The 17425-nt window shown below is 36.8% G+C and carries 18 protein-coding genes; 7 read left to right on the top strand and 11 right to left on the bottom strand.

All coding sequences use genetic code 11. The features are described 5' to 3' along the window. Positions 1-306: 306 nt before the first annotated feature. Positions 307-924: a SafA/ExsA family spore coat assembly protein gene (gene safA / locus ACFPM4_RS11880; protein WP_382351800.1), complete on the bottom strand. Its 618-nt coding sequence runs from the start codon at positions 922-924 to the stop codon at positions 307-309. Positions 925-1099: 175 nt separating this feature from the next. Here safA and ACFPM4_RS11875 point away from each other — a divergent pair, with 175 nt between their 5' ends. The 5 genes from ACFPM4_RS11875 (at position 1100) to ACFPM4_RS11855 (ending at position 4939) form a co-directional block, all read left to right on the top strand. Next, positions 1100-1768, top strand: coding sequence for a Crp/Fnr family transcriptional regulator (locus ACFPM4_RS11875; protein WP_382351797.1), 669 nt, complete (start codon positions 1100-1102; stop codon positions 1766-1768). A 566-nt stretch (positions 1769-2334) separates the two neighbouring features. Continuing rightward, on the top strand, positions 2335-2457 hold the full coding sequence (locus tag ACFPM4_RS11870; protein WP_144919443.1) for a cytochrome C oxidase subunit II: 123 nt from the start codon (positions 2335-2337) through the stop codon (positions 2455-2457). Positions 2458-2475: 18 nt separating this feature from the next. Then, complete coding sequence (locus ACFPM4_RS11865; RefSeq protein WP_144919444.1) at positions 2476-2949, top strand: cytochrome c oxidase subunit II; 474 nt, start codon at positions 2476-2478, stop codon at positions 2947-2949. Then, the gene (locus tag ACFPM4_RS11860) at positions 2946-4598 is read left to right on the top strand and encodes a b(o/a)3-type cytochrome-c oxidase subunit 1 (protein WP_382351792.1); all 1653 of its coding nucleotides are present in this window, start codon (positions 2946-2948) and stop codon (positions 4596-4598) included. The genes ACFPM4_RS11865 and ACFPM4_RS11860 overlap by 4 nt, the downstream gene beginning before the upstream one ends. 170 nt (positions 4599-4768) lie before the next feature. After that, positions 4769-4939: a hypothetical protein gene (locus ACFPM4_RS11855; protein WP_382351790.1), complete on the top strand. Its 171-nt coding sequence runs from the start codon at positions 4769-4771 to the stop codon at positions 4937-4939. A gap of 47 nt (positions 4940-4986) precedes the next feature. Here ACFPM4_RS11855 and ACFPM4_RS11850 read toward each other — a convergent pair whose 3' ends face one another. The 6 genes from ACFPM4_RS11850 to ACFPM4_RS11825 all read right to left on the bottom strand — a co-directional run bounded on the left by ACFPM4_RS11850 (position 4987) and on the right by ACFPM4_RS11825 (position 11789). Beyond that, a complete protein-coding gene (locus ACFPM4_RS11850; protein ID WP_382351787.1) occupies positions 4987-6090 on the bottom strand; it encodes an ABC transporter permease in 1104 nt (367 codons plus the stop codon). After that, a complete protein-coding gene (locus tag ACFPM4_RS11845) occupies positions 6087-7349 on the bottom strand; it encodes an ABC transporter permease (RefSeq protein WP_382351784.1) in 1263 nt (420 codons plus the stop codon). The genes ACFPM4_RS11850 and ACFPM4_RS11845 overlap by 4 nt, the downstream gene beginning before the upstream one ends. Next, complete coding sequence (locus tag ACFPM4_RS11840) at positions 7350-8282, bottom strand: ABC transporter ATP-binding protein (RefSeq protein WP_382351781.1); 933 nt, start codon at positions 8280-8282, stop codon at positions 7350-7352. Positions 8283-9143: 861 nt separating this feature from the next. Beyond that, a complete protein-coding gene (locus ACFPM4_RS11835) occupies positions 9144-9785 on the bottom strand; it encodes a response regulator transcription factor (RefSeq protein WP_382351778.1) in 642 nt (213 codons plus the stop codon). Continuing rightward, complete coding sequence (locus ACFPM4_RS11830) at positions 9785-10888, bottom strand: sensor histidine kinase (protein ID WP_382351775.1); 1104 nt, start codon at positions 10886-10888, stop codon at positions 9785-9787. Before ACFPM4_RS11830 ends, ACFPM4_RS11835 begins: the two co-directional genes overlap by 1 nt. A gap of 250 nt (positions 10889-11138) precedes the next feature. Next, positions 11139-11789 carry a TetR/AcrR family transcriptional regulator gene (locus tag ACFPM4_RS11825; RefSeq protein WP_144919450.1) on the bottom strand — a complete coding sequence of 217 codons (651 nt, stop codon included), beginning with the start codon at positions 11787-11789 and terminating at the stop codon, positions 11139-11141. Between the two features lie 213 nt (positions 11790-12002). Here ACFPM4_RS11825 and ACFPM4_RS11820 point away from each other — a divergent pair, with 213 nt between their 5' ends. Both ACFPM4_RS11820 and ACFPM4_RS11815 read left to right on the top strand, forming a co-directional pair. Continuing rightward, complete coding sequence (locus ACFPM4_RS11820; protein WP_382351772.1) at positions 12003-12182, top strand: DUF2187 family protein; 180 nt, start codon at positions 12003-12005, stop codon at positions 12180-12182. Between the two features lie 50 nt (positions 12183-12232). Further along, the gene (locus tag ACFPM4_RS11815; protein ID WP_186324602.1) at positions 12233-12397 is read left to right on the top strand and encodes a hypothetical protein; all 165 of its coding nucleotides are present in this window, start codon (positions 12233-12235) and stop codon (positions 12395-12397) included. 53 nt (positions 12398-12450) lie between these two features. Here the strand turns inward: ACFPM4_RS11815 and ACFPM4_RS11810 are convergent, their stop codons facing one another. The 4 genes from ACFPM4_RS11810 to ACFPM4_RS11795 all read right to left on the bottom strand — a co-directional run bounded on the left by ACFPM4_RS11810 (position 12451) and on the right by ACFPM4_RS11795 (position 17378). After that, the gene (locus ACFPM4_RS11810; protein ID WP_382351769.1) at positions 12451-13188 is read right to left on the bottom strand and encodes a hypothetical protein; all 738 of its coding nucleotides are present in this window, start codon (positions 13186-13188) and stop codon (positions 12451-12453) included. A 90-nt stretch (positions 13189-13278) separates the two neighbouring features. Then, positions 13279-14343 carry a Gfo/Idh/MocA family protein gene (locus ACFPM4_RS11805; RefSeq protein ID WP_382351766.1) on the bottom strand — a complete coding sequence of 355 codons (1065 nt, stop codon included), beginning with the start codon at positions 14341-14343 and terminating at the stop codon, positions 13279-13281. Beyond that, positions 14343-15164, bottom strand: coding sequence for a sugar phosphate isomerase/epimerase family protein (locus tag ACFPM4_RS11800; RefSeq protein WP_382351763.1), 822 nt, complete (start codon positions 15162-15164; stop codon positions 14343-14345). The genes ACFPM4_RS11805 and ACFPM4_RS11800 overlap by 1 nt, the downstream gene beginning before the upstream one ends. Positions 15165-15386: 222 nt before the next feature. Then, a complete protein-coding gene (locus ACFPM4_RS11795) occupies positions 15387-17378 on the bottom strand; it encodes a glycoside hydrolase family 2 protein (RefSeq protein ID WP_382351760.1) in 1992 nt (663 codons plus the stop codon). Positions 17379-17425 lie beyond the last annotated feature (47 nt).

Below are 17425 nucleotides of genomic sequence, written 5' to 3'. Positions count from 1 at the left end.
AATCTGAATGACAAATGTCATATGTTTTTTTACATATAGGCTCTGTTAAGTTTCATTGTTGGTAACAACTTAGTTGATTGTAGCGGATGTACACGAGATTCCTGCGGGAACAGCACGAGCCGAAGATCCACTTGGCAAAGCGGTTTTCTTTGCCAAGTTAGCTGAGGCCGTGTCCGCGGAAAGCGAGTGTACAAGAGCGAAAATCAACAACAGAGTTTAACAGAGCCTGTATAAAAAAAAGGAAACCAATTCATTGACGAATTAGTTTCCTTAGATTGACTAATTAATAATACTCTTTACTTCCTCCTATTTTTTGATAAACATTTGAGTCCAATAATGACCGTAAGATCCACCACGTGCATATCCAGCTCCTAAATGTGTATATGCAGGATTTAGCATATTTTGCTTATGTCCTGGACTATTCATCCATGAATTAACTACTGCCTGTGCAGAAGTTTGTCCAGCTGCAATATTCTCCGCGGCAGAACGATAGGAAATTCTAAATGCCTTCATCATATCAAAAGGACTTCCATATGTTGGACTTTGGTGACTGAAGTAGTTACGATCGCGCATATCTTCCGATTTGATTCGAGCAACTCGTTGTAATTCCCAATCCATCTTTAGTGCTGGTGCACCTACCTTTGCCCTTTCGATATTTGTTAAGCGAAGAACTTCACTTTCTACACCTTTTTGTGCTGAAAGATCTGGAATGTATACCTTTTGATTCGGATAGATTAAGTTTGGATTTTTAAATTGCGGATTCGCAGCTATTATCTCACTTAATCCCACTTGGTATCTTACGGAAATTTTCCACAGACTATCCCCAGGTTTTACTGTATAGGTAGTGGCAGCTTCCGTATTTGAACTAAAACCAAAGACTAGAGCAACGAGCAACACCGTATAAAGCATTATTCTTTTCATCATAACGTCTATATTTTTAGCACATTATATCTTTTTTATTTTTGGTTTTTACATCTAATTCACGGAACATTTTCCCATGTATAAAAAGCCATACTAGTAAATTATCATGATATACTACATATATAACAATTTAATTTTGGTGGGATAAAATGTGAATAAATAAAACGATAACTCTTCCATGGTGTTTGCGAACCTCTCTACGATTGAAAAAATGGAGAAGGAAATGAACAAAGGTACATTTCTATTCCGCGAAGGGGATACTGCAGACGGAATTTATTTAATCCACTCCGGAAAAGTGCGGATTGGAAAAATCACACCCGACGGACGAGAACTAACTTTCCGCATATGCGGTGCTGGTGATTTCATTAGTGAAGTTATGCTTTTCTGTAATTTTTCTATTTATAATGTTCATGCAAAAGTGTTAGAAGATGGAACTTATTCTAAAATAAAAAAAGAAGATTTAGAAGAAAAGTTGTTATTAAATCCTACCTTAAATATAGAAGTAATGAAGCAAATGAGCATTGACCAGCAAAAATCACAATCCAAATTCCGTGACCTTATATTACACGGAAAAAAAGGTGCCCTTTACTCCACATTGATCCGAATGACAAACAGTTATGGTATTCAACAATCCGATGGAATCCTAATTGATATTGCCTTCACAAATCAGGAATTAGCAAATTTTTGCGGGATGAGCCGTGAAGTAGTAAACCGGTTACTTAGTTCATTAAAGAAAGATGGAAAAATATCTATCATAGATGGGAAGATACTCATCCATGATCTCCAAGCATTAAAGGACGAAATCCACTGTGAAAACTGTCCAATTGAAATCTGTAATATAGAATAATGTTGTAAATGACTTGCTTTTAGGCAAGTCATTTTTAATTATCACCAAAGACACCTAGCGCTCCACATCTAGGTGTCTTTGTCTATTTTAAAATAAATTGCGGGGCAATCAGTTGATTTCCTATAGGGGCATGCCCGAGGAGGCTCCCGAACCTTGTCTAGCTCAGGCTCCTAGTGGCTAGTGAATTTCCGGTCACTTCCCTACGATAAGTCATCATCGACGGAGGAAAGTCGACTAAGATCGGCACATCGTGTGCCAACGTCGACGTGATCCACATCCTGTGAACCTCTCGTCGTGATTCCTTTATCTCAGTCAGTGACCTAGAAAATTCATACGCCACTAGACAGTCGCCTTCACTTTTCGAAGCCCGCGGAAAGCGAAGTGTATTTCCGAAGCGGTATTGTCGTCCTAACATTATTCGGATTTACAGCTAATGTAAAAAAGCTTTATTCAGCACATTTTCTTTTTGTCTAATTTTCGAATTCGCCAAAAGTGTGATTTTTGTCACAGAGTTAGACGAGATATAGAAAGTACGATAAAAATATAATCGCTTTGGAGGTGTTGGCATGGGGAAGAAACAGCATGATTCAGGACCAAACTTGAAAGGAACCTTATTTAGCGTATTTATAGTGGGATTTGTAATTGTAGCAATGTGGTTTGCTGTGTATGGGCTATATATTTCTAGATAACTGAAAGGAGTGACATTCATGCACTTACACAAATTTGAAAAAATATGGCTAATTTTTGGCATCGTTGCTCTCGCATTATTTTTAGTAATTGTCGGGATAAATGCTTTTGCACATGGTCATATGCCTGCAGGTGGAATGGACACAATTGATCCAGAAAAAGTACGAGAAACTGCACCTTTTGATAATCCAGGCGTTACACAAATTGATGAAGATACGTACGAAGTTGCTATTATAGCAATGGCGTTCGGATACAATCCAGCTCAAATTAAAGTCCCTGTGGGGAAAGAAATTATTTTTACATTAACAAGTGAGGATGTTGTTCACAGCTTTACCATTGATGACACAAAAGTGAACATGATGGCAGTTCCTGGAAGGATTACACATAAGAGCTATACGTTTACAGAACCAGGGAAATACTTAGTCCTCTGTAACGAGTATTGTGGAACAGGACACCATTACATGCAAACAGAAATTGAGGTGTATGAACCATGATGGCAGTACAAGATCGCAGAATCGCTTTATCTAATATTGGAGTCGCATACATCGCATTTATTATTGGAACGTTTTGCGGATTACTTCAAGTATTCATTCGAAATGATGCGCTCGAATTACCAACTTGGCTCGATTATTATCAAATATTAACCGCTCACGGTGTTTTACTAGCACTTATATATACAACATTTTTTATCTTTGCATTCTTAATTAGCGGTATGAGTAAAACATTAGGTAGCTTCGGCCCTAAAGTACGTACCTTTTTATGGCTAGGATTTATTGTAACTGCATTAGGTACAACGCTAGCAACCGCCATGATTGTATCTGGTGAAGCTTCCGTCCTATACACATTTTACGCTCCACTTAAAGGAAGCGGATGGTTTTATGTAGGCCTTGCTTTAGTGATTATTGGTACTTGGTTAAGTAGCTTTGGGCTTATTGGACATTATATTGCTTGGCGCAAAAAGAATAAAGGGAAACTAAGTCCATTGTTCGCCTTTATGACTATATCAACCCTAATTCTTTGGCTAATAGCTTGTCTTGGTGTAGTAGCTGCCGTTGTTTTCCAATACATCCCTTGGGCATTTGGTTGGGTAGATACCATTAACGTTGAATTAAGTAGATCATTATTTTGGTTTTTTGGTCACCCGCTTGTGTATTTTTGGCTTTTACCAGCTTACATTGCATGGTATGTAGTAGTGCCTAAATTAGTTGGAACAAAAGTTTTTAGTGACTCATTGGCACGTTTTTCATTTATTCTATTCATCCTATTTTCCATCCCAGTAGGATTTCACCATCAATTAACAGAACCAGGAATTCCAGGATTTTGGAAGTTCCTACAAGTAGTTCTAACATTTATGGTTATTATCCCATCATTAATGACTGCATTTTCAATGTTTGCTACTTTTGAAATCTCCGGGCGAAAAAAAGGTGGACGTGGATTATTCGGTTGGTTCACAAAACTTCCTTGGAAAGATATTAGATTCACTTCTATTTTCATTGCGATGGCCTTCTTTATCCCTGGTGGAGCAGGAGGAATTATTAATGCAAGTTTCCAATTAAATGAATTAGTCCACAATACTCTCTGGGTTGTAGGTCACTTCCATATTACTGTAGGTGCACCGGTTGCGATGACCTTTATGGGGGTTACGTATTGGCTCATCCCTCATTTAACTGGTCGCGTATTTTCCAAGGCGATGAAAAAACTTGCCTTTGTTCAAACAATTTCATGGGCTGTCGGTATGATACTCATGTCTACCGCCCAACACGTATTAGGATTACTTGGAGCACCTAGAAGAACCGCATATACAGGATATAACGATCATCCATCTGCACTGGAATGGTTTGACGGATTTTTCTCCAATCACGTAACAATGGCAGTTGGAGGTATCATTCTATTCCTATCTGCGATGCTGCTTGTCTATATCGTGATGAACTTGTTATTTTTTGCACCAAAAGCAAAACTGGAAAATGAATTTGAAGAATTCCCTATTGCAGAAAGCGATGATTCTAGAACACCAAAATTTTTGGAAAATTGGTGGATTTGGATTGGCATCACCATTGCACTCATTGTCATGGCTTATGCTATTCCAATCAGTGATTTGATTCAACATGCACCACCAGGATCCCGTGGATATATTACATGGTAGGAGTTGATTAATTTGTTCCTAAGCGTTTTTGCTTTAATGATTGTGCTAGTTATCACAACTGTTATTGTCATTGAGATCAACACACCTGAAGAAGAATAAAAACTAAAGCGATTCATATTTTTTCTTTTCTAGATAAAACTAATTACGTAACGATGAAAGGAGCGAAAAATATGAGTCGTGGTAAAGGATTTAATCATAAGAAAAAAGGACATCCCGGAGATCTTCCTGAAAGCAGCATGCAAGTTGAACGAAAAGAACATAGTCGACAAACAGAACAAATGGAAGATATTGTTACACACGAAGCATTTAAAAACCGTGTAAAAGAAGATGAAATGGAATAATCCATTAAAAAATCGGGTAGTGACTTATCACTGCCCGATTTTTATTATTAAGTTCTCTTTTCCATCAGATTGATTCCAAATCCCATCATGACAACAGCCATTAACATAAGAACACTAATAGGTTTAAATAATTCCATGTATCCATAATCAAAGATTGTTGCACCTTTTAATGCCTCCATCCCATATAAAAGCGGTGAAATATTTGAGAGCATGAGCATGAAATCAGAAGAAACAATTTCAATTGGCCAATATGCCCCACCTAACATCGCAAGACTTACGGAGAATAACGGAACAAGAGCATTATATTGTCTAGTAGTTTTTGATATACCTGCTAGTAACATGCAAAGTGAAACAATTGCTAATACATACGGTATTAGAATAATTAATGTTTTTACAAATCCTCCGTAAAAATCAACACCCGCTCCAAAATGGAAGGTTATAAATACTAATACAACTTGCACATACCCCATTAGAAAGCTATAAATTAAATTTCCAGCATATATTTCCCACTTTTTCACAGACGAAACGATCATTCGATTCCAAATGCGATCTTCTTTTTCCTCCAATATGTGAATAACATTAAATGCGATCGTATATATAACAAAGAACAATGAAAATCCAAAAATACCTTGTAGCTGGGTATCTATCACTTTGGATTCCTTATTACGAAAGTTTTCCTGTTCCACTGTAAAAATTGGATTCGTAAGTGCTGTATCCCATACTTCTTCTAACTTATCCTTTTCATCCTGCGCTTCAACCGTATTTAATAGTTCCTTTTTTTGAAGGTATTCTGTATATACCGTTTGCACATATTGATTTAAAAGAGGGACATTACCTGTCTCTGCATTCGCAATTAAAGTAACTTCTTCCCCTTCAATGTGAAGACCCGCCTCTGCACTTCCATTCTTCACATCATTCCTCACTTCATTACTACTTCGTTGTTCAAAAATAAATAAATCAGATTCATTCAATTTTTTTAATAAGACATCATATTCTTCTTGTGGCAAATTAGTATGGATAGGGACTGTAATCTTACTATACGTATTTTTCCCAATAAAAAAAGCAAACATGATACAAACAACTGTCATGATAATAAATAACCACGGTTTTCTAAGAAATATGCGAAATTTAGATTGAATAATTGCCCTCATACTGTCCCCACCCTTCTAGGGAAAATTAACCAAGCGATAACAAAGAAAATGATAGCTAGAATAGACAAAGCTCCAATGTGATTTATGACTCCCAATAATCCTTCACCTTGCAGCACATCTAAATATGCCGCCATTGCCGCGCCATTTGGCGTTAATTGCCCTATACGTTCCATCACTTCTGACATATTTCCAACTGGTATAAAACTTCCTCCAACAAACGAAAGTATTGTTACAAATACGTTCATAAATATTTTAGAGGCAGCGTTTGTACGATAACGGTGATTCAATGCTGAAAGAAAAACAGCTATGCCACCAACCGCCATACTAAGCGCAAGCGTTACACTAACAAAGGCAATAAAATCCGGCCAATGAACTTGATAAAATATTGCAGCTCCAGAATAAAGAATTCCAACCTGTATGAATGCAAGCATCACAGTTGTGCAAAATACACTTACGATATACATCAAACTCGGAACATTCGCTAGAATAATTCGGTTAAATACATGATTCTTATTTTCCATGAAACTATGTGAACTCATTGTTGATGCGATATATAATACAAACATGACACTCATACCTACTGAATAATAACTAAATGCACCAATTGGCTCAGCTTTATTTACTGTTTCCACCTTTGGTTCAACCGTTATATCCGGGACTTGAACCTCCCCTTGCATTTCCATTCCTACGGCAGACATAACAGAATATTGGTCACGGAAAATCTTCATGATGTCTTCTACTATATTGGCTGAGAGCTCTTTCCCTTCATTTACGTACACCTTTAATTCAGGTACAGATTGTTTTTGAATAAAAAGTGTCTGTAAGATGGAACTCGTAAAACCCTCAGGCACCTCAATAATCGCTGCATATTCTCCCTCTTTTTTCACTTTCTCCATTTGAGAGAATGATATTTCATCTAGAGTAAGAATTTGACTCATTCTCTCATCTAAAAAAATATTATTCTTTAACATGGAAACTGGTAGTAATTGTTGAGATTGAGTATACAACATGGACTTTATTTCATCCGGCATTGGAGAAGCATCCAGCTTTTTCTTAAATTCCTGCAATTCTTCTTGCTCATTTGAATGGACTACTAATGCTACTTTTGCATTTATTGGTTGCACATCACCATCTAGCACCGCACCAAGCGCAAACCCCAGAATGGTAATGAGTAGAAACGGCATTCCGATTAGAATTATTAACTCTTGGCGATTACGGAGAAATAACAATATCTCTTTCTTTAAAAATGATCGTAACATTTAATTTCTCAACGCCCTTCCCGTTAGATGTAAGAAAACATCCTCAAGAGTAGGCGTTTGAATTTCGATTCCATGTATTACTGCCCCTGTCTCTTCTGCAAACTGAAACAACTGTGAAAATACAGGAACTTCTTTCGGTGCAACAATCGTTACCCATTGCTCACGGACATCCACTCTGGAAATGACAGACTCTTGTTTAATTCTATCTATAAATCCTTGATGTTGAATCTCTAACTTAACTTTTACAGTCTGTTCAGCGGAAAGAATATTCTTGATCTCTTCTTTTGTACCAGAAGCTATAATGTTGCCGCGGTCCATGATATAAATACGGTCACAAAGAAACTCAACTTCCTCCATGTAATGACTCGTATACAAAATAGTCATTTGTTTTTCCTGATTTAATCGCTTGACTGTTTCTAAGATATAATTTCTCGACTGTGGGTCAATCCCAACAGTTGGTTCATCCATAATTAATATTTCTGGCTCATGTAAAAGTGCAGCACCAATATTTAAACGCCTTTTCATCCCACCCGAAAAGTGTTTCACTAGTTTTTTTTCTTGATCGTCGAGACCAATTTGAATGAGTACTTCATCAATTTTCTTTTTTAAATCTTGCTTCTTAATCTTTTGTATTTGTCCAAAGAACTCCAAATTCTCACGTGCAGTTAGATCATCATACAAAGCTAACTCTTGTGGTACTACTCCAAGTTTTTCACGTAGCACTTGGGGGTCTTTTAATACATCCACTTGATTAAAACGGACTTCCCCCTTAGTCGGTATAATGAGCGAAGAAATCATTCCAATCGCTGTTGATTTGCCAGCACCATTCGGCCCTAATAAACCAACTATCTCCCCCTGGTTTAGATAGAAGTTAATCCCTTGAACTGCCTTTTGTTGCTTATAATGCTTCGTCAATTCAACTGCTTCAAGCATTCTCCCCACTCCCTTTCTCTTATCTCTATTGTACAGTGCCACCTATCTACATCCCACTATCCATAGTCATAAAAACAAAGTGACCTCCGTCATAAAATTTTAGGGGGATTGCTCTTATAACCCTTTGAATGCATATCCAAAGGAAAATGTCTGTTAGAAGTGTTTCTAATCGACAGTTCACGTTCGTAGTCTGATCTAAAGAGGTTAAGACAAACATTTGACTAACCTGGATATAAATCCGAACAATGTAAGTGTGCTAGACCGCTTCGGAAATACACTTCGCTTTCCGCGGGCGGTACGGAAGCTTCCTCGGCGCTGAACACGCCTGTGGGGTCTTCCGGCTACCGTACATCCCGCAGGAGTCTTCGTGTATTTCCTCCGCTGGTAATTATAAAATTACTATAATTAACATAGATACCGCACTATACTGATTTGAAATGAAATTCGATTTTATTTGCAACCCTACCTCTTTATCCTAATCTCTTTGTCATTCAAACCCTAATCATAATGTCTGATAGAGGCGTTCTAACGGACAGTTCACACTCAAATCCCGGACAAAATGTACGTTAGAACATCTCTAATAGACAGTTTGCATTCAAATTCCGATCTAAATGTCCAATAGAGCCGACCTAATGGACATTTCACCTTCATTACTCGAGCAATATGTCTGATAGAACCGACCTAATAGACATTTCACCTTCATTACCCGCTCAATATGTCCGATAGAGCCGACCTAATAGACAGTTCATCTTCATTACCCACTCATAATGTCCGTTAGACCAGGAAATCCCCATTGCGCTAATAATATGTAAACAAAAAAGTCTATCCAACAAGTCATCTCGATGACCGTTGGATAGACCGCTACACTAAATCATTTTTCACTGCATATATCGCTAATTGAGTTCTGTCACGAAGATCCAGTTGTTGGAGGATTTGTGTAATATGATTCTTGACTGTACCAATAGATAAAAACAACTCAGCGGCAATTTCTTTATTCGTTTTTCCTTCTCCAACAAGGCGAACAATTTCTAGTTCTCGTTCTGTCAACGGAATATGTACCGGTTGATGTTTATCCAGCTTCTTGTCATCTAGTAATTTTGGCATCATTTTCGCTGCCACTTCTTCATTCAGAACAAGCCCACCTTCTAAACAACTATGTACAGCTTGAATTAACTTCTCCGGATCTGCAGTTTTTAATAAAAAGCCATTTGCTCCATCCTTCAACGTTTGAAGAGCCGCTTCATCATCATTAAAGGTCGTAAGGACGAGTATTTTTACATGTGGCCAGCGCTGTTTTATCAATTTTGTAGTTTCGACACCATTTCTTTTTGGCATGCGGATGTCCAATAATACAATGTCAATCTCATGTTTCTCCATTAATGCTACTGCTTCCATCCCATCCCCTGCTTCAGCAACAACGGAGAAATTATCCACTGTTTCTAATATCATTCTTAACCCTTTTCTTACAATTACCTGATCTTCAACAAGTAAAATGTTTACCATTAAGCTGTCATCCCCTTCACCGGCATGGAGCCTTCTACTACAAACGCTTTTTCTGTTTGATACACGCGGAAGCTCCCACCTTGCTCCTCCACTCGCTCCTTCATCGCTGTTAATCCAAAGCCAAGCTCAAATGGAATTGGGCTTGTGATTGGGTTTGAGATTACCCATTCTAATGCACCTATCGCTGAGCGCCCTAAAGTAACACTCACTTCTCGAGATGAACTGTGCTTCATCGCATTAGTTAGACCTTCTTGAATAGAACGATATAGTGTTATACTTTGTTCATTTGATAAATCTGTGTTCAATACACCTTGTTTCGTTGTAAAACGCACAAGCAAGTGATTTTCTGCTTCTAACTTCCGAATAAGTTGAAGTACGGAAGCAATTCCAGCAACTTCGTCATTCTTCAATGTCTTCACCGCGTGCCTCGTCTCTTCCAGACTCTCTGCTGCTAATCGTTTCAGCTCTTTATATTCATCACTATCATTCTCCATAGAAATCATTTGCAACTGCATTAATAGTGCCGTTAATTTATGCCCAACAGAGTCATGAATATCCCGAGCTATTCTTGTCCTTTCTTCCAATCGGACGACACGTTCATGTTCTATTTTCGAGCGTTTTAATTGACGATACTCACCTAATAATTGATCGTATAAATACTGTTGATCCTTGCGCTCCCATATGTATTGATTTAATGAGATTAATAGAAAAAGAATAAAACAAATAATAATAGCTAAAACGAAAGACCAATCATTACGATATAGAAAAGCAAATACAATTAATAAAGCACTATAAATGGAGAAGGAAATAAGTACTTTTTTGGGCAAATGAAATATTGCTTCCAACACAATATAGAATATAAATATAGTTAACCAATTTAATGCTATATCCATAAAGACTAAACTAAAAAGCAAGGTGTGTAATAAAATGTATAGAATAACAGGACGCTTCATTATCGGGAGGAAAAAGTAAAGGCAAAAAGCAACAGCACAAATAAATAATACAAAAGGGAAATATGTATCTTGAATTCTTTCACTTAGAAAAAAAACAATCCATAAGAAACTAAATAATGCTAAACGGATGAACCAAACCTTTCCTTTCATCTACAAACGTCTCCCATCTAATTAAGCAAGATGAAAATACTCACTATTTTTAATTATACAAAAAAGTTGAAAAAAATAATAAAATTTTTGAATCTTTTTTCCAAGAAGGTCGTATATGTTTATAATATTCCTTCGTTTTTTATTCGATGGGAATGTGGATGGTAGTAGTTTGCTGTTACAGCCTTTTGGATAAAAGCGGTAAAAACAAAAATGCAATGTCGCCTAATTCTCGACATTGCCTACATAAAGTTTAAAGCGTTTTCTCACCACTTTGTAATTGTTCTATTATTTCAGGTGGGAAAATCATACGACAAATAACTTTTGCGATTTTCTCATAGTCGGCCTTACTACCACTTTCCGCCTCTTTTTGAGGTAATTTCTCTAGGACAGCAATAATTGCCCAAGAGACGGAATCTAAATCCAAATCTGTCCATGTAAGTGATTCCTGATGTGCTTGTTCCAATACTTCCACCATCATGAAGTGTATCTTCAAGCGTGCATTCGTAATTACTTCAGCCAATTCTGGGTCATGTGGTAATAGTTCCGGCAAAACTCGGTGTAAGCCCAGTTTATTTAAGTCCTCGGAATGTTTTGCTAATAAGGTTGCTAATAAATATTCTGGGTCACCATGCACCCATGTAGGCTCTGGTGGCATAATTTTTTCTAATTGATCTTCTAATAACGACATTAATAATTGTCGTTTATCAGAAAAATAACGGTAAAATGTCCCTGTAGCTACATTCGCATGTGCAGCAATTTCTTTTGCGGTTGTGCTTTCATACCCCTTAGAAATAAACAAAAATCGCCCGCTTTCCATAAGTGCTTCTCTTTTCTGATGAGCACGTTCTTGTTTCGGAAGAGCAGGAAATTTACCTATTAGATGTCCATCATCTTTAGACATACTACCACCTCACCATTACTATATCATATACGCAAGAAAAAGTTGACATAAAGTTCATGTTTTCTATTGACAGGTAGTTTGTATATATGGAATACTTGAACTGTAGTTCATATTATATTTTAAGCACATTTTTATTTATATACAACTACCAAATATAAAGGGGTGTTGGATAGGATGGAAGCGTCCTCAAAAAATGTATTTGAAAATAAAAAAGTGGCAAAGATTGGTGATAAAGTAATTTTTACAAGACAAGGGTATTCAATTGTGGGGAAAGTTACCATTGTCAAAGAAGAAAGTGTTATAGTATATATAAGTAATATGGATGCAAAAAGACTTAAAATCGATACTCCTGTAACAGTTGTTGCACACAAAAATTACAAAGTATTATCATAGTTTTTTTCCACCAGTTCGAAAGTAATTAATATTATTTGGAAGGCGTGAAGATGATGACGGCAGAAAATTTTGATAAAAAGGGTATATCTGTTGATTCACCTATTTCTTTAAAAGGAATTGTTAAGGCTATTTTTAAAGATACTATTCATGTCCAAATTGGAGGAAAAGTGATTTCATTACCTATTCCAAACAATGACAAAAACGTTACATCTTAAGGATTGCCAAACATATACATACCCCCATCTTATAATGGAAGATGGGGGTATTTTTATTTCACTTTTTTCTCTGGTTCTTTATTCTTCACTAAAGTCAATTGTTTTTCAGATCCTGAAATCAACTTGTATATATAGGAAGATGTAGCCTTATAACCATTTTCAATCTTTTCTGCGAGATAGCTAGTTCTTTCGAATAAAATGGTTCTAATATGATGGATCTCCCGTAATATTTTCTCTGTTAGTGCTTCTTGATTTTCAAGTCTACTAGAAACAGCATCTTGTTTTCCTTCCTGCTGATCTACCCGCTCTGCCAATTGCTTCTGCATCTCCAATTGTTCGCTTAATTTCTTTGCTAACTGCTCATTTGCAGTATCATATTTTTCTAGTCGACTAACAATTTCCTCATTGGTCTTTCCAATTACACTAATTTGTTCAAACAGTTCTTCTCTTAGCTTATCATCATTTTCTAATACCACTTCATACCCTTTATCTAATTTTGAAAGCATATCGATTACATTATGTTCAAATCGCTCATGTTCACCACTTATTACACGCAATTCATTCAGATGATTGCCAAGTTCCATCAGTTGGTCTGTATGTGCATTTCCTTGCTGTTCATACAACATGATTAAGTCACGAAAAGAATGATGTAAGGAATCATTTGCATCTCTCTGCTCCCTTACAAGCTCTGTTAAAAAATTAAATTTATATTCTGATTGATTTTGCGTTGCTATTTCTTCTTTATTTTTATAAACATTTGGATGTTCATTATTATTAATAAATAGCCCCATAAAGATTTACATCCCCTTATCCTATTAATTGTAATATTCTATGCAATCAATAGGCTAAGGGGACATCAGTCACGTCATCATCTGTATTTTTCAATCCCAATTAATCAATACTTCTTTTCCAGTAACAGAAGATTCATATATCGCATCAATAATTAAGTTATTCGTTAGTCCTGTTAAAGAAGAAGAAATTGGTTCCTTCCCTTCACGAATACACTCAATAAAATGCTTATTTAATAAAATTCGTTCAGACTCTTCTGTCAGGACAGGTATATCAACATCAATCGGTTGATTAAATTTTTCCGTGTAAAATCTTAATGTGTTTCCTTTTAATAAAGCACCACCCTCTGTACCCATTAATTGAACAGTCGCAGTGTCATCCGTATCTTTATGTGCGGCCCAACTTACTTCTAACGATAACGTAGAACCATCATCCATTTTAACTAAAGCAGTTGCGAGATCCTCTACGTCAAATGTGCCATTCCAATTCGGAGTGCCCCAGGAGCCAAGCCCTTTTTTCTCAGGTCCAAATGCTGCATATGTTGATCCATACACGCTAACTGGCTTTGGATTTCCCATCAACCACAGGGTGAGATCTAACATATGGACACCGATATCAATTAATGGTCCACCTCCTGAAAGCTCCTTTTGCGTAAACCAACTACCCCAACCAGGGATTCCCTTTCTTCTTAAATTCGTTGTTTTAGCATAATATATTTTTCCTAGGCTACTATCTTCTACTTGTTTTTTCACTTCTAGTGCACTAGCTTGCCAGCGTAATTGGTGAGGGATCATTACAATTTTCCCTGATTCTTTCTGTGCCTTCCTAATTTCTTTTGCAGCTTCCCCATTAATCGCCATCGGTTTTTCCAGCAATATATGTTTTCCTGCCTGTAAAGCTTGTATGGCTAAGGGAGCGTGCCATTTATTAGGAACAGCTATTACAACAGCATCAATACTTTTATCTTGGAGTAGTTCTTCGCTACTTTCGATTACCCTTCTAACTCCAAATTCCTTTGCACGGTTTTTTGCCAATTCTAAATTTATATCGGTAACCGCGTCTAATATCACATCTTCTTGTAATTGGCCAAATCCATGCATATGTGCCGTTGCGATGGATCCCGCTCCAATAATCCCAATCCGTAATTTATTCGCCATTATCCCTTAACTCCCTCTGCCTCTACTTCCGCCCACCATGATTTAACTCTTTTTATACTTTCGATTACATCTTCCGTTGGATCATGATCATGTGGCTCATGCTCAATCGTAATAATTCCATCATAATTAATTTCCTTTAATACTGATAAAACACCTTTTATGTCCACTATTCCATCACCTAATGTACATGTATCATGAGCTCCAGCTGCTTTTATATCTTTTAAATGTACATGTACAAGATTATTTTGTAATTCTTTTGTTGCTTGAACTGCATCATAGCCATGTGTAGCAAACCAACCTGTATCAATAGCAGCACCAACCCATGGTGCAAACGGGCTTACTTTATCTATCACTTCTTGTGCCGATTTTTCCGGATGATTTTCTAAGCCCATATAGATCCCATTTTCTTTTGCTAGTTCTTGTACAATTGGTCCATTATCAGGATGGAAAGCATTCGCTAACACTTTTGCTCCAATTGCTTTTGCCGTAGCAAAGGTTTTCGTAGCCTCCTCCTCGGTTACCCCTGGTGCACCAAATCCAGCTGTATACGCAACTGCGTCCACATCATACTTTTGCAAAATCTCCACCGCTTTATTGATCATTTCAGGAGTAGCGTGGAGTGGATCCAAATGAGCGACCCATAGTTCGATTGCATTAAAACCCATATCTTTTGTTAACGCTATCATTTCTTCGAATTTTGACTCGAAATTCGGTCCATGAAATGCATCATATGTAGCCTGATGACATGCACCCCAATCATTACTATTTTCGTAGTTTAATTCTCTTGCAACAAAATTAGCGGTCATAAATGCAAATCTCATTATTTTTCCCTCCTACTGTTTAATATGAACTAGATTTTCTTACACTACTATTAGTTCTAGAAAAATAGGTATATCCCTTTAATAAAAACACAATTGCTTTTGATAAATTTTCAAGAACAAAGGGATGGAAGAATTGCCGATTCAATTTCCATCCCTTACATTCTATTAACTTGGAACTCTCCCATAAGATTTTTACGCAACTAGAATGAAGCGATAAGGTTATTATTCTAGAGGGTTTTCAGCCTCTTTAAACCGATCATAAACGAGTCGCTTTCCTTTTCCATTAAAAGTAATTAAGCCCATTGCAGATATTCCGTTATATTCGTGATTGTAGGTCATTCGCTGTTTATAATCCTTTAAATTCCAGAATGTATACCCTGCCATAAAATCTTTTCTTTCTACAATTTGATTCCAATGACTTGTAAAGTTTGCTGCCTGCCATTCTTCTGTTCCTGCGACATTTTCATCCCCATGATTTCCATACAAGGACCATGTTCCATTTTCTGTAATCAGTATTGGCTTATCAGGGTATTGCTGATGAACAATGTCTAAGGTAGTTCCTAAATCTTCATTTTTCCCATAAAAATAGCCAAAGTATTCATTAAACCCTATTACATCTGCCAAATCAAAAGCCGGATCCCAGCTACTACTAGATGCCCAAGTTACAGGTCTATCCTGAACGTCTAATAATTTCACCGCTTCCTTCATATCAGCAATCCAATTACGATATATAGTAGCGTCAGTTCCAATTTCCGATTCATTTTGTAATCCCCACAAGATAACAGATGGATCATTAATTTGATTCCATGTCATGGATGCAGCCAACGCTCTTGATAATCCATACACATTTGTTTGATACTCTTCTTGCTCCGTATTTAGCCACATATTATCAATATCATCCATGACCAATAATCCATTTTTATTAGCAAATTCATACACATACGGATGTCGATTGTACACACTATTGCGGATAAAGTTTGCATTTAAATCTAGTACCATACGTAGTTCTTTTTTCAATTCTGCAATTGACATGGAACGACCACTTTTATCTGTCTCTTCATGCCAATTCACACCTTTAAGTAAGATTTGGCGGCCATTCAATCTTAATTGTCCATTTTGGGCATCAATGGTACGCATTCCAAAAGTAGCTGTTAAACTATCCTCTAACTCTCCTTTTCTATTGGATAAAGATGCAGTTACCTCATATAAATTTGGATCCTGTGTATCCCACTTTTTCGCTTTTGGAATATCTATCGTTGTTTGAACTACCTTTACTTCACCTGGTTTAAGCGACACTTCCTCTTTAACAGCGGATCCTCCAGTTTTCCTTTCTGGTTCAATATTTATTTGCTTCGTTTCCTTTTTCATACCGTTATTGAAAATAACGGCAGATACGTGAAGTTTATTGTCTTGGGCTTTTGTGATTACTTTACTAACGGTTACTGGGGATGTAACTTCCAAATATACATCACGAGTAATCCCTGCATAAGGCCAATAGTCAACAGGTTTGTATGGAATCTCTTTGTTATCTCTAATTTCATTTTGGACTTCTCCAGTGTAAGTGTCATACCATGGTCTCCTATACACTCTTACAGCAATTACATTATCTTTTCCCGGTTCAACATATTCACTAATATCAATCGAAAATGGTGTATGACCACCCTCATGAACAGCTACCTCTTCTCCATTGATGTATACCCATGCGCGATAATTCACACCAAGAAAGTTCAATTTAATAAATTGATCCTTCCATTTTGCATGAGCCTTAAATGATGTTCTATACCAGGCGTAGCCATCATAAAAAGCACTGCCTTCCCCGTAGTTGCTGCCATCATATGATCCGAAATCTTCTGTATCATATAAATCCCAACTTCCAGGTACGTTTTGTTTATCCCAGCTACTGTCATCATGAGATTTACTAAACCACTGATGTTCTAGCCCTTCATTTTCAGGGTCATATTTAAACTTCCATTTTCCACTTAGAGATGTTAAAGTTCTGCCTTTTTCTTCTTTATTCCATGTGTCAAAAGAAGGTACTGGTTTTCCATATTGGAATAGTACATTCACACCATCCACATTTCGAATTTCTGTACTCATAGGCTCTCGCTCAACTCCTTTATTCTCTTCAGCAAAGGTGTTACTAGGGTGAGCACTAGAAGAGATAACTAATCCGAATAAAAGGAACAAAATCAAATAATATTTTGATTTCTTCACTATTACACCTCCAAAGGTTAGTACTTACTTAGAAAAGTCTTTTCAAA

The sequence above is a fragment of the Lederbergia graminis genome, assembly GCF_042655485.1.
GTDB classification, from domain to species: Bacteria; Bacillota; Bacilli; order Bacillales; family Bacillaceae_C; genus Lederbergia; species Lederbergia graminis.
Note: the sequence above shows the minus strand (reverse complement) of the source record. Positions and strands in the feature narration are given on the sequence as shown.